This window comes from Clostridium sp. USBA 49 (assembly GCF_900167505.1).
GTDB lineage: Bacteria > Bacillota > Clostridia > Clostridiales > Clostridiaceae > Clostridium_AT > Clostridium_AT prolinivorans.
The window spans coordinates 177,325-189,850 of the sequence record NZ_FUYD01000003.1 but is presented as its reverse complement, the minus strand read 5'-3'; the positions used below and the strand labels follow the sequence as shown (position 1 = coordinate 189,850).

At 26.0% G+C, this 12,526-nt stretch carries 11 protein-coding genes; 9 read left to right on the top strand and 2 right to left on the bottom strand.

Annotation, left to right across the window (positions count from 1 at the left end; genetic code table 11):
• Positions 1-24: 24 nt before the first annotated feature.
• Positions 25-351 carry a hypothetical protein gene (locus B5D11_RS04760; protein WP_078681907.1) on the bottom strand — a complete coding sequence of 109 codons (327 nt, stop codon included), beginning with the start codon at positions 349-351 and terminating at the stop codon, positions 25-27.
• A 343-nt stretch (positions 352-694) separates the two neighbouring features.
• Here B5D11_RS04760 and B5D11_RS04755 point away from each other — a divergent pair, with 343 nt between their 5' ends.
• Positions 695-2,989 carry an ATP-binding protein gene (locus B5D11_RS04755; protein WP_078681906.1) on the top strand — a complete coding sequence of 765 codons (2,295 nt, stop codon included), beginning with the start codon at positions 695-697 and terminating at the stop codon, positions 2,987-2,989.
• Positions 2,990-3,167: 178 nt separating this feature from the next.
• Here B5D11_RS04755 and B5D11_RS04750 read toward each other — a convergent pair whose 3' ends face one another.
• Complete coding sequence (locus B5D11_RS04750; protein WP_078681905.1) at positions 3,168-5,216, bottom strand: sodium-translocating pyrophosphatase; 2,049 nt, start codon at positions 5,214-5,216, stop codon at positions 3,168-3,170.
• 192 nt (positions 5,217-5,408) lie between these two features.
• On the opposite strand from B5D11_RS04750, the gene B5D11_RS04745 reads away from it, so the two are divergent.
• The 8 genes from B5D11_RS04745 (at position 5,409) to B5D11_RS04710 (ending at position 12,505) form a co-directional block, all read left to right on the top strand.
• Positions 5,409-5,612 carry a hypothetical protein gene (locus tag B5D11_RS04745; protein WP_078681904.1) on the top strand — a complete coding sequence of 68 codons (204 nt, stop codon included), beginning with the start codon at positions 5,409-5,411 and terminating at the stop codon, positions 5,610-5,612.
• Between the two features lie 289 nt (positions 5,613-5,901).
• Entirely contained in the window at positions 5,902-7,215 is a 1,314-nt protein-coding gene (gene hisS / locus B5D11_RS04740) for a histidine--tRNA ligase (protein ID WP_078681903.1), read from the top strand.
• A 300-nt stretch (positions 7,216-7,515) separates the two neighbouring features.
• Complete coding sequence (locus B5D11_RS04735) at positions 7,516-8,157, top strand: PAQR family membrane homeostasis protein TrhA (RefSeq protein WP_078681902.1); 642 nt, start codon at positions 7,516-7,518, stop codon at positions 8,155-8,157.
• A 90-nt stretch (positions 8,158-8,247) separates the two neighbouring features.
• Entirely contained in the window at positions 8,248-9,159 is a 912-nt protein-coding gene (locus B5D11_RS04730; RefSeq protein ID WP_078681901.1) for a M15 family metallopeptidase, read from the top strand.
• 100 nt (positions 9,160-9,259) lie between these two features.
• On the top strand, positions 9,260-10,375 hold the full coding sequence (locus tag B5D11_RS04725; RefSeq protein WP_078681900.1) for an amidase domain-containing protein: 1,116 nt from the start codon (positions 9,260-9,262) through the stop codon (positions 10,373-10,375).
• Positions 10,376-10,632: 257 nt separating this feature from the next.
• The gene (locus B5D11_RS04720; protein ID WP_078681899.1) at positions 10,633-11,142 is read left to right on the top strand and encodes a GNAT family N-acetyltransferase; all 510 of its coding nucleotides are present in this window, start codon (positions 10,633-10,635) and stop codon (positions 11,140-11,142) included.
• A gap of 431 nt (positions 11,143-11,573) precedes the next feature.
• Positions 11,574-11,744 (top strand): cation:proton antiporter regulatory subunit, encoded by a 171-nt coding sequence (locus B5D11_RS04715; protein WP_078681898.1) that lies wholly within the window; start codon positions 11,574-11,576, stop codon positions 11,742-11,744.
• A gap of 74 nt (positions 11,745-11,818) precedes the next feature.
• Positions 11,819-12,505 (top strand): FadR/GntR family transcriptional regulator, encoded by a 687-nt coding sequence (locus B5D11_RS04710; protein WP_078681897.1) that lies wholly within the window; start codon positions 11,819-11,821, stop codon positions 12,503-12,505.
• Positions 12,506-12,526 lie beyond the last annotated feature (21 nt).

Genomic DNA, 12,526 nt, shown 5'->3' with positions numbered 1-12,526 from the left:
TTTGATAAATCTTCCTTTAATTTTTTATTTAAGTCCGCTTACTTTTCCTTTAAGTGCTTTTAAACGTCCATTTACATAATTTAAAAGTTCGCTTTTATCATTTTTTATATTAGAAGGTGCATTAGAAACTATAGAAATTAAATCTAATACATTAGCTTTTAGAGTTTTAGAAAGTTCGTAAGCTAAAAGTTTATTTTTTACCTTCCAATATATAATATTAAATTCATCTGCTTGTCTTTTTGTATAATGACCTGATTCTATACCAAATTGAAATAAATCTGCAGCAGCTTCTAACTCATCCATGTCTATAGCTTCTAAAGTTTCTTCTACAAGAGTTTCAAATGCTTTCATGGGTCATACACCTCTTTCTTAAGAATAATGTTATTATACACTTCATTAATTTATATTTCAAGAAAAAGTGTTTATAAGGTTAAAATCATAAACATTCTAATTAAATTTTTAATTTAGTATTAAAAGAAAGCTTGCTAATTAATATATTATTTGTAAAAATTATAAAATATACGAATATTTATGTAATTAATTATATTAATGTGTATGAATTTACACAAAATTGTGATAATATATGATATGGGACAAAGTAGTGGTTTTGGGAAATTATATGTAAAATTAACAAACTAAATAAATGTATAAAAAGTCAATATATAAAATAATTTAGCAGCGTGGGGGTTTTACAATGGATGCAACTTTTAAAATCAAGGAAACATTTACAAACTTAAACAAGAATGCTTTAGTAAATATTTTATTATCTTTATTTTTATCTTTTATAGTAGCTCTTATTATACATAGTAGTTTTATAAAACAATTAGACATATATTATATGATTTTAGAAATGATATGTATTTTTATAACTTTGTCATTATTTGTTTCTATATGGTATAGTTCTAAATATAATATTTCTATTTTGTCTTTCGGACTTTTGATTTCAGCAATTTTTGAAGTATTCCGTTGTTGTTATTTGTTAAAATCAAATTTAAATATTTATTATAGTATTAATTTATCAAATAAGTTTTGGATAATAAGTAGATTTACTCAAGCTGTTTTTATGTTTTTTTATGCCAAAAATTTAAAAATAATTATCAATAAATGGATTGGACTTATAATTTTTGTTTTTTTAACAGCTTCTATAACTTATTTTTCTATTTTTAGTTCTGAATATTTATTAGCTATTTTTACATATAATGGAATAAAAGTTTTAGAGATATTTTTTAAATATGCAATCATTATTTTATTTTTGTTAACCGCTTATAATATAAAAAATAAAAATAAGAAATTTGCAAATACAAAACATATATATGTTTATAATTGTATAGTTTTGGCTATAGTTTCAGAAATATGCTTTATATATTATAGAAATTATAGTTCTATAATATATTCTATGGGATGTACATTAAAAACTATTTCTTATTACTTTTTATTTAAAGCTATATTTGTAAATACTTTTATTTTTTCTTTTAGTAAGTTAAAAAAAGAACATAAAATTTTAGAAGAAGCAGTATATGAAGTTAATAGCATTACTCAAACTTTAAGTGATATTTTAGAAGCTTTACCTTTTGCGGTATTTACTTATAACGATGAAGGAAGAATTAAATACATAAATAGTAAATTTGAAGAAATATTCAATTGCAATAGAATTAATTTATATAATTTGACTACTTTTGAATTATCAAAAATTTTTAAAAATATTAATACAGAAGAAAAGACTTTGTGGGATATAGTATCGCAAAGTGAAGGAAATGAAATAAAAATGTTTAGAACTTATAAACTTCAAAATGGAGAATATAAAAAGGTAGCTATAACATCTAGAAAAATAAAAGGAGGAGTTATAGCATTAATTAAAGAAGCAAAAGAAGAACAAGTTTTAAGTAATTTAAATCTTCAAACAGAAACTATATTAAATTCAGTGAGCAATAGTGTTTTAATGATTGATAAAGATAAAAAGGTTGTACTTTGTAATAGAGCTTTTGAAGAATTAGCTGAAATTAAGAAAGAAGATATTATAGGTATAGATATAGATAAATTAAGTGAAATGATACATTATGAAGGAGGTAAGCTTATTAAAGATGCACTGCAAGGGCAATGTATTGATCATGATAAATTTAAAGAAATTTCATTAACTACATTAGATGGAGATGTAAAGGAAATCAGTATTTATACAGGGAATATTAAAAACGTAGAAGGAGAGATAATAGGAGCTATTAGTATAAATACTGATATAACAGAAATAAAAAAAGAACAATTTAAAATAAGGCAGCAAGAAAAACTTGCTATTTTAGGACAACTAGGTGCGGGTATAGTGCATGAAACAAGAAATTTTTTAACAAATATAAAAGGACGATGCCAAATTATTGAGGCAATTTCTAAAGATGAAAGTATAAAAAAATATGCATCAAAAATAAATAATGATGTTGATGAAGTTAACAGTATAATTAGTGAGTTTTTATTTTTATCTAAGCCTAGAGAAACCCAAATGCAAGAAGTTTCTATGGTGGATATTTTTCAATCTATTAAAAATTTAGTTGAAACATCTTCTCTTGTAAAAGGAGTAAATGTAAATGTATTTTTGTCTGAAGAAGAGAGATATTTACTTTGTGATGAAGTACAGATAAAGCAAGTTATATTAAATATATGTAAAAATGCTGTAGATGCTATGACTTATAAAGAAAACGCTGTATTGAATATAGAAACAGGTTATGATGAAGATAAAAATGAAATGTTTATAAAAATAAGTGATAATGGAAAAGGAATGTCAGAAGAAGAAATTAAAAAACTGGGTACTATATTTTATACTACTAAAAATAATGGAACAGGTTTAGGACTTAATGTATGTTATCAAATAATTAATGAACATAATGGAAGAATTGAGGTTGAAAGTAAGCCTATGGAGGGTTCTACTTTTAAAATAATTCTTCCTTGTATAGAAGATACATATGAAGATGAAGATATTGAAAATAGTACTTTAATAAAATAGAAGAGCTATATAAATAAATATAGCTCTTCTATTTTATTATAATATGATTAGCTAACCCAACAATAAGCTGTAAATTAATTTATATTATATAATTTATAGTATTTATAAATTTCTATTACATTTATAATAGTGGCTAACATTTAATAAAAAGACTTTTGTTAGATAATTATAATATATTTTATTTAAAAAGAGAGAATTTTATAAAAAGAAGTGCAGCTAGGGAAGAAACTAAAGAAACAACAGTAATTTGAGTATTTAATGATGGACCTGCAGTATCTTTACATGGATCTCCTACAGTATCACCTACAATAGCTGCTTTATGAGTTTCAGAGCCCTTTCCGCCTAAATTACCAGCCTCTATAAATTTTTTAGCATTATCCCACATACCCCCTGCATTTGCCATAAGAAGTGCAAGCATAAGTCCTGACATTATATTACCTGCAAGGAATCCTCCTATGGCTCTAATTCCTCCAATAAAACCAACTACTAAAGTAACTATTATAGTAATAAGCCCAGCAGGGATAAGTTCTTTAATAGCTCCTTTTGTTGCTATATTTATACAGCTTTCATAATCTGGAGAAGATTCTTTATATCCTTCTTTAAGACCTGGTATTTCATTAAACTGTCTGTGTATTTCTAAAACCATTCTTTGTGCGTTTTTATCAACTCCAAGCATAAGCATAGCAGAAAATACTGCTGGGAGAGCAACTCCTGCAAGAATTCCGAAAAATACTAATGGATTCATTAAATCAAAGAAAATATTTTCTCCAGTGGCTGTATGAACAATTTCTTGATATGCTCCAAGTAAAGCTATAACAGTAAGCCCTGCAGCCCCTATAGCAAAACCTTTAGTTATAGCCTTTGATGTATTACCTGCACTATCAAGATCATCTGCAATTTTTATAACATCATCACCTAAATCACCCATTTCAGCTAGTCCACGAGAATTATCAACTATTGGACCGTAAGCATCATTTGCAACAACTATTCCAACTATAGAAAGCATTCCTATAGAAGACATACTTATACCGAACATAGCATATCCGGGACCTATTGGTTCACAAAGTTTATATGAAGTTAAAGCAGCAATACCTATTCCAATTAATGATGGAAATATGCTTAAAAGTCCATAAGACAATCCGCTTATTATTGTAAAAGCAGGACCAGAATTTGAAGCTTTAGCGACATTAAAAACAGGTTTCCTTTCATCTGAAGTAAAATATTCAGAAGTAAATCCCATTATAACCCCAACTATAAGTCCTATTATAGTTGCACCCCAAATACGAAAACTATAATTAAAAATATATGAAGCTAAGAATGTTAAAAGTGCAAAGAAAATGGTTGTGATATAAGTACCGTTGTTTAATGCTTTTCCAGGGTTAGCCTTTTTCCCAACTTTAACAAAGGATATACCTAGTATTGAAGCTAAAAGACCGAGAGAAACATAACAAAATACCATATTTATCTCTCCAATAGATAAACCTATTACCACAGCAGCAGCAATAGAAGCTACATTGGAGTCAAAAAGATCAGCACCCATTCCTGCAACATCACCAACATTATCACCAACATTATCGGCAATAACAGCTGGATTTCTTGGATCATCTTCTGGAATTCCAAGTTCAACTTTACCTACAAGATCAGCACTTATATCGGCAGTTTTGGTATATATGCCTCCTCCTGCTTTTGCAAAAAGTGCTAAAGAACTTGCACCAAAACTAAAGCCTAAAAGAGCATTGTGATCGCCTGTTAAAATGAAAACTAGAGTTGCTCCAATTAAACTTGTGCCAACAACTGCCAACCCCATAACGGCACCACCTCTAAACCCTGCATCAAAAGCTGGACCTATACCCTTTTGGGCGGCAACAGCAGATTTCTTATTAGCTATAGTTGCAATGCTTATACCTATTTTCCCAGCTAATCCCGAAAGAAAAGATCCAAGAATATAAGCTATAGCCATACTAATATTCCTAATAGGTTCGTTATTTGACCAAATAGGTTCTGGAAGGAACAGAAATATTAATATTGCAGCTACAGTAACGAACTTTATTAAAACTTTGTATTCTGTTTTTAGAAAAGTTTCAGCTCCGTTTTTAATTAAAAGACTGATTTTTTCTATTTTTTCATTGTTGCAAGGTAAATTCTTTACCCAGTTATAATAATAAGCGGCCAAACCAAAAGAAAGCAAGGAAACAATAATAGACAAAAGAGCAATTTTTAAATCCATAATAAAACCTCCCATAAATTTGTAAACAAGTAACTTAAATACAAAAAATTCCTCCAATATATAATATACTTTTTTTAATGTAATATTCGGGAATATTATAAAATTTATATTAAAATTTGAAAATTCAGACTAGTTGCACAAAATAATAAATTTGTGTATAATATAAGTATCATATAAACAAGGAGTGAGTTTATGGATAGTGGCGTCAGTTGGCGGCGAGCTATGTTAATTGCAAAACTTAAATACCCAAATGCTCAGATGTCAACGCTAATATACTTTGCTAAGCAGATATATATAGCAGAGTATAGTAGTAGTATTAATAAAAATCAAGTAAAGGTTAAAAAGAAGTTTAGAAAACCAAAAGAAAGATATTTATTACAGGGTGCCAGCATATAAGCACCCTTTTTAGTTGTTAAATGAAATAAATTACAAACAACTAAAGAGAATTTCATACAGAGAGGTAAAAAATAAATATAATAATTAATATTAAATATAATTATTTATGTTAAAATATATAATGAAACAGATGCTATGGAAATTATTTTTACAGTTTATTATGCTTTAATTATAATAATATTGTAATAAATAATATTATTATCTAAAATTTATTTATCACTTTATTTTATTAAAATAAAGTGATAAATTATACATATGTAATTTGTTATAGATAGGAGAGAATACAAAAATGGCTAATCAAATAGTAAAACCATCTACATTACCAGGATTTATAGAATGGCTTCCAGCTGATCAAATAGCTTTTAATAAGATGATGGATATTATAAGAAAAAACTATGAAAAGTATGGATTTATTCCTGTAGATACTCCAGTTATTGAAAAATCTGAGGTACTTCTTGCTAAAGGTGGTGGAGAGACAGAGAAGCAAATTTATAGATTCAATAAAGGAGATAGTGATCTTTCTCTTCGCTTTGATTTAACTGTACCATTAGCTAGATTTGTAGCTCAGCATATGAATGATTTAACATTCCCTTTTAGAAGATATCAAATAGGTAAAGTTTATAGAGGTGAAAGAAACCAAAAGGGAAGATTTAGAGAATTTTATCAATGTGATATAGATATTATAGGAAATGGAAAGTTAAACATTATAAATGATGCTGAAATTCCAAGTATAATTTATTCAACTTTTACCGATTTAGGATTTAATTATTTTACAATACATATCAATAATAGAAAAATTTTAAATGGTTTTTTTGATGCTATAGGTGTTAAAGATAAAGTTGAAACTTTAAGAATTGTAGATAAATTAGATAAAATTGGAATAGATGCAGTTAAAAGTGAGCTTAAAGATTTAGGATTAACTTGTGATGCTATAAATAGAATAGAAGAATTTATAAATATAAAAGGTACTAATGATGAAATTTTAGAGAGTTTAAAAGAATTAAATATTGAAAATGAAGAATTTTCTTTAGGCGTTGAAGAAATTTCAAAAGTTGTGTACTATATAAGACAATTTGGAGTTCCAGATAAAAACTTTGTTATAGATTTAAAAATAGCAAGAGGACTTGACTATTATACAGGTACAGTTTATGAAACTATATTAAATGATTATCCTGGTATAGGTTCAGTTTGTTCTGGTGGAAGGTATGATAATTTAGCTGAATATTATACTACGCAAAAATTGCCTGGTGTTGGAATATCTATAGGCTTAAGCAGATTATTTTATCAGCTTAAAGAAGCAAACTTTTTCAAAGAAAATACTTCATCAACTTTAACTAAAGTTTTAGTAGTACCAATGGATGAAAATATTGCTTATTCTATTGGTATTTCTAATGAACTTAAAAAAGCAGGAATAATTACAGAAGTATATTTTGAAGAAGGAAAATTTGCTAAAAAATTAAGCTATGCAAATAAGCTTGGTATTCCATATGTAATAATAATAGGTAGTGATGAAATATCAAGTGGTATATTGACACTTAAAGATATGAAAAGTGGAGAACAGTTTAAGCTTACTATAGAAGAAATAATAAATAAATTAAAGTAAATAAAATTATAGGGCTGTCTTAAAATAAATCATATAAGACAGCCCTATAATAATTTAAAACAATATATAGAAGAAGTTGTACACATTATGCACAATATGTTGTTGATAACTATATAAAAATAAAATATTAAATTTTATTTTTATATATTAAGTTATGTATATAAAGTTAAAAATGAAAAAATTTATAAATTTTTTCAATTACTCTTTTTTATTTTAAATAATGAGATATAATATTAATATAATGTATTGTAGTTTTAAAAACTACTTATTATATAAATATATTTATTTGGAGGTCATATTATGGAACAAAAATTTTATAGTAAAGGGGAAGAAATTGCTAATGCAATAACCCATGGAATAGGAGCAATGCTTGCTATAGCAGCATTAGTTATTTTAATAGTATATGCTACTATAGAAGGGACTGTATGGCATGTAGTAAGCTTTTCTATTTTTGGAGCAGCTTTAGTTATATTATATCTGGAATCAACTTTATATCATAGTTTTACAGGAGAAAAAATAAAAAAGCTTTTTAGAAAATTTGATCATATGTCTATTTATCTTCTTATAGCAGGAACGTATACTCCATTTTGTCTTACTGTTTTAAGAGGAACTTTAGGATGGACTATATTGGGTATTATTTGGGTAAGTGCTGCAATTGGTATTACTTTGAAAGCTTTTTACACAGGCAAAAAAGAGAGACTTTCAACTATACTTTATATTATTATGGGATGGATGATAATAATAGCAATAAAAACTTTATATATTAAAATGACTTTTAGTGGATTTTTATTTTTAGTAATTGGTGGACTTTTATATACTGTAGGAGCATTTTTTTATTCAAAAAATAAAATATTTTTTAATCATAGTATATGGCATCTATTTGTTATAGGTGGAAGTGTATTTCATTTTTTCTCAGTAATGAGTTTACTTTATATAAAATAAAAAAACAAAAAATCCAAAAAATGTATTACATAGCAGCTATACTTTTGGTAAATATATAAGTGTAGAAAAAGTATAAGAAGGTGAATAGATATGAAAAAAATTGCCTTATTTATAATGCTTATGTATACATTAATTTGCAATAGTTATGCAGTAAAGGCTGAAGGTAATGCTTCTGACTACGATATAAACATGAAAAGAGATATTTTAATTTTAATGATGGCTTATCCTGAATATGCTGTAAATTTAGAAAAAGATAATAATGGATATGTATATTTAATTATGAAGTCAGGGAAGAAGATACTTTACGATGATAAAAAAATAAAAAATTTTGAACAAAAATTAAACAATCCAGATCTAGAAGATATGCTTGAACAAATATATCCTCTTTGCCCTATAGATGATGTTATGGAAAAAAATTTTGATCCTGGAAGAATTAGAGTATATAGTTTATTAAATGAAGTTTATGGATCTTCAAAAAAAGCTATAGAATCAAATCTTGTAAATGTAGAAAAAATAAATTGTAGATTTAATAAAAATAATAAAGCTGCAGAATCATTAAAAAATGTTATGGATGAACTTTTACCTCTTGCAAAAGGTAATTCAAAAATTAGCAGTTGTATTTATCCCTTAAGTGGAACTTATAATTATAGAGTAATTTCTGGTACAGGAAGATTAAGTCCTCATGCTTTTGGAAATGCTATTGATTTAGCAAGAGATAATAGAGATTACTGGAAATGGGCAAGTATAGAACAGGGAAGAAATAGAATTAAATCTTATCCAAAAGAAATTGTAGAAATTTTTGAGAAAAACAATTTTGTTTGGGGAGGAAAGTGGAATCATTTTGATATTCTCCATTTTGAGTATAGGCCAGAAATAATTTTAAAAGCTAAATATTTTAAAGATTTTTATAAAAAAGGTGAAAAATGGTACGAAGGAATACCTATAAATGATGAAAATACAAAAGACAATATTAAAAAAATTGAAGCAGTATTAGGGAATTAGTTATTAATATATTTCTTGGTCAAAATTCACAGGACATTTTTATAAAAATTCGGGAATAATAAATTCATATGAATTATCCTTAAATGTAAGGAGTGTTAATATGAATTATATATTAGAAAAGTCTAAATTTAAATTATATATTATGAAGCTTAGTATTATAGTAATTTTATGTTTTTTAATATGTTCTTTTGAAGTAAAAGCCTTTGAAGAAACTTCAGATTCAAAAGAAGAAGTTACAAAAGCATTAGAACAAATTTTTGAAATAAGAAATAGGGCTATATTAACTCAAGATGTAGAAATGATAGAGTCTATTTATGATTTAGATACAAAATATGGGACTTGGGCTATGGAATACGAAATAAAAAAACTTAAGTATCTTCATAATTGGGCTGAGAAACAAGGTGTTAAATTTACAGAAATAAATCCTACACTTGTAATTAGAAGTATAAAGGGAAATGATAATAAATATTCAGTAAATTTGTTATGTTCTACAGAATATAAATATGTTTATGAAAATCAGGAAAATGAAGTTAATAGTTCAAGAATAGGAACATATCATACTATAAATTTATTAAATAAAGATGGAGTTTTTATAATTACAAAAGAATGGTATACTGATCCTTTTGCAGACTCATTAAATTTAGAAAATATTAAAGCTGATGATATAAAACAATATATACTATCACAAGAGAAAAGAGATTTTTCTTCATTAAATGAAAGAAGAATAAAAGCAGTAGAATATTCAGAAAGATATTGTGGAGCAGCAAGTGAAGAGCAATATGGATTTAAATATAATAAAAAATATAGAGACTATAACCCTCAAGGAGGAGACTGTGCTAATTTTGCATCTCAAATATTATATGAAGGTGGAAAATTTAAAAAAAATAAAACATGGAATTATGACAATAAAGGAGCTACAAGAGCTTGGCTAAACGCTGATGGATTTAAAAACTATATGTTAAATAGCGGAAGAGCTTCAGTAATAGCTTATGGTAGTTATGAAAAAGTCTATAAAGCTTCTTACAAACTTTTACCAGGAGATTTTATAGCATATGAGAAAAAAGGAGATGTTACTCATATTTCTGTAGTTACAGGAGCTGATTCACGAGGATATTCATTGGTTACTTGTCACAATACAGATAGAAATAAAGTACCTTGGGATTTAGGATGGAGTAATAAAAACATAAAATTTTGGCTTGTACGTGTACATTATTAAAAATACCAGTTTTTAGGGAGATTAAACACCTAAAAACTGGTATTTAATTTATTATAATAAAATTATTATAATATTATATATATTGTTGTAAAACAGAGATATATGTCAATTTATTATATTAAACTTATATAAAGCCGTTTGATCCATTTTACATAAATGTGTTTGTGTGGTAGTATTGACATTGAATTGGAAAAGAACCGTCAGGATAATGATAATCCTTGAAAGGCTTTTAGTATCTTTTAAGGAGGATTGTACTAATGAAAGAAAAAGATGTACAACTGAGACAAGAGATTTATAAGTCAGATGCATGGAAGATTATTGACTGGCTAGAAGATGAAGAAGTAACTAAATATTTAAATGAAAATCAAAATGCAAGTAGGAGTATAAAGCAAGTAATGGAAAGAGTTAATATGCCTATATTAACACATCTTTTTAATCAAGATGGAAGTTTTTTTGTTATTACAACTAAAAAAGATGAACCAGTAGGATTTTTAAGACTTGTCCCTAAAGCTAAAGAAGCAGAAATAGTAATTGTTATTGGAGAAAAAGAAAAGTGGGGTCAGGGATTAGGATCTAATGCTGTATTCCAAGGATTAAAACATGCTTTTTTCAAATGGAGAACAGAAAAAGTAATAGCTAAGATAAATTTTAAAAATGAGCGTTCTATTAGAGTATTTAAAAAAATAGGTTTTAAGGAAGAAAAAGAACTTCAAGTAGAAATGCAATATTCTATGACTATAAATGAATTCTTAAAACTTGCAGCATAAAAAATGAGGGAAAATTATTTTTTTATAATTTTCCCTCATTTTTTATATATTTAAATATTCAAATATTTTTATAACTAAAATTAAACTTAAAAATTGGATAATCAATTTTAAAAGCTCATTCATTATTAAAATCTCCTAATTTAAATTTATATTAATATTTTATCCAATTATAAAAATAATATTAATTTATAAAACATTAAAACTAAAAATAATCATAATAAAATAAATAACTTAAGAATGAAATATATTTTATCTTAAAATAGAGCTTTATGGTTAAGGATGAATTAAACTTTGAATATTTTTTATATTAATATATAAAGTTTTAATAAAGCAGCATCATTAATTACTTTTTAATTAAAAAATATGTTAAAATAGCTTTAAAGATAATTATTATTTAATTTTAGATTATATTAGAACTTTCTATAGTATTTATGGAGCTTTCAGCACTTTCTAAATGGCAAGGAAAAAGTTTAGGACAGCTTAATATGAGAAAGAGGTGTGGAATTAATGTTTTAGCAATAAAACATGGAAATAAAATAAATGTATCACCTAAAGCTGAAGATTTAATAAAAGAAGAAGATATAATAATTTGCAGTAGGTGAAAATGAAGATTTAAAAAAATTAGAGGAAATTATTAAAAATATAAATGTATTATTTAATCAATAAGAGGTGAAAAATGAAAAATAAAAGAACAAGTGAGATTGTGTTTCGTGAAATAGAAAAAAGAATATTAAGTGGTGAATGGAGTCCTGGAAGTAAAATCATGTCTGAGCCTCAACTTGCAAAGGAACTAGGAGTTAGTAGAATGTCTGTTCGAGAAGCTATTGAAAAAATGGCTGCTTTAGATATACTAACCAAAAAGCAAGGAGAGGGCACTTTTGTTAATGATATAACGCCTTCTACATACTTAAATACTCTTATACCTATGATTACTTTAGATAAGGATAATTATTTGGATATACTGGAATTTAGGCTTATTATTGAAGTTGAAACTGTAAGACTTTGTACTAAGCGATGCTCTGATGAAATAATTGATAGACTTCAACAGTCATATGATATGATGAGCAATAATAAAGATGATATTAATAAATATACTATTTCAGACATGCAATTTCATATGATAATTGCAGAAGGTAGTGGTAATACATTAGTTTTAAAAGTAAATAATGTGTTAAGGAATATGTTAGAATATCATCAAAAGATGTTATATAAAAGATTGGGACCAACAGGAGGAATAAGAGAACATAAACTTATATTAGATGCTATAAAAAATAGAGATGATGAGCTTAGTGCTATATATATGAGAAGACATATAGAAAGAACAATTAAAGATATTAAAGCCTTAGAAGATAACCTTAGTTAAAAAATATATATTTTTTAACTA

What these genes read in the sequence shown, in the direction of transcription:
- B5D11_RS04730 (WP_078681901.1), top strand. Translation starts at nt 8,248, where the DNA reads ATGAAAAAAATTGCCTTATTTATAATGCTTATGTATACATTAATTTGC.
- B5D11_RS04750 (WP_078681905.1), bottom strand. Translation starts at nt 5,216, where the DNA reads ATGGATTTAAAAATTGCTCTTTTGTCTATTATTGTTTCCTTGCTTTCT.
- B5D11_RS04745 (WP_078681904.1), top strand. Translation starts at nt 5,409, where the DNA reads ATGGATAGTGGCGTCAGTTGGCGGCGAGCTATGTTAATTGCAAAACTT.
- B5D11_RS04760 (WP_078681907.1), bottom strand. Translation starts at nt 351, where the DNA reads ATGAAAGCATTTGAAACTCTTGTAGAAGAAACTTTAGAAGCTATAGAC.
- B5D11_RS04755 (WP_078681906.1), top strand. Translation starts at nt 695, where the DNA reads ATGGATGCAACTTTTAAAATCAAGGAAACATTTACAAACTTAAACAAG.
- B5D11_RS04720 (WP_078681899.1), top strand. Translation starts at nt 10,633, where the DNA reads ATGAAAGAAAAAGATGTACAACTGAGACAAGAGATTTATAAGTCAGAT.
- B5D11_RS04710 (WP_078681897.1), top strand. Translation starts at nt 11,819, where the DNA reads ATGAAAAATAAAAGAACAAGTGAGATTGTGTTTCGTGAAATAGAAAAA.
- B5D11_RS04725 (WP_078681900.1), top strand. Translation starts at nt 9,260, where the DNA reads ATGAATTATATATTAGAAAAGTCTAAATTTAAATTATATATTATGAAG.
- hisS (WP_078681903.1), top strand. Translation starts at nt 5,902, where the DNA reads ATGGCTAATCAAATAGTAAAACCATCTACATTACCAGGATTTATAGAA.
- B5D11_RS04735 (WP_078681902.1), top strand. Translation starts at nt 7,516, where the DNA reads ATGGAACAAAAATTTTATAGTAAAGGGGAAGAAATTGCTAATGCAATA.
- B5D11_RS04715 (WP_078681898.1), top strand. Translation starts at nt 11,574, where the DNA reads ATGGAGCTTTCAGCACTTTCTAAATGGCAAGGAAAAAGTTTAGGACAG.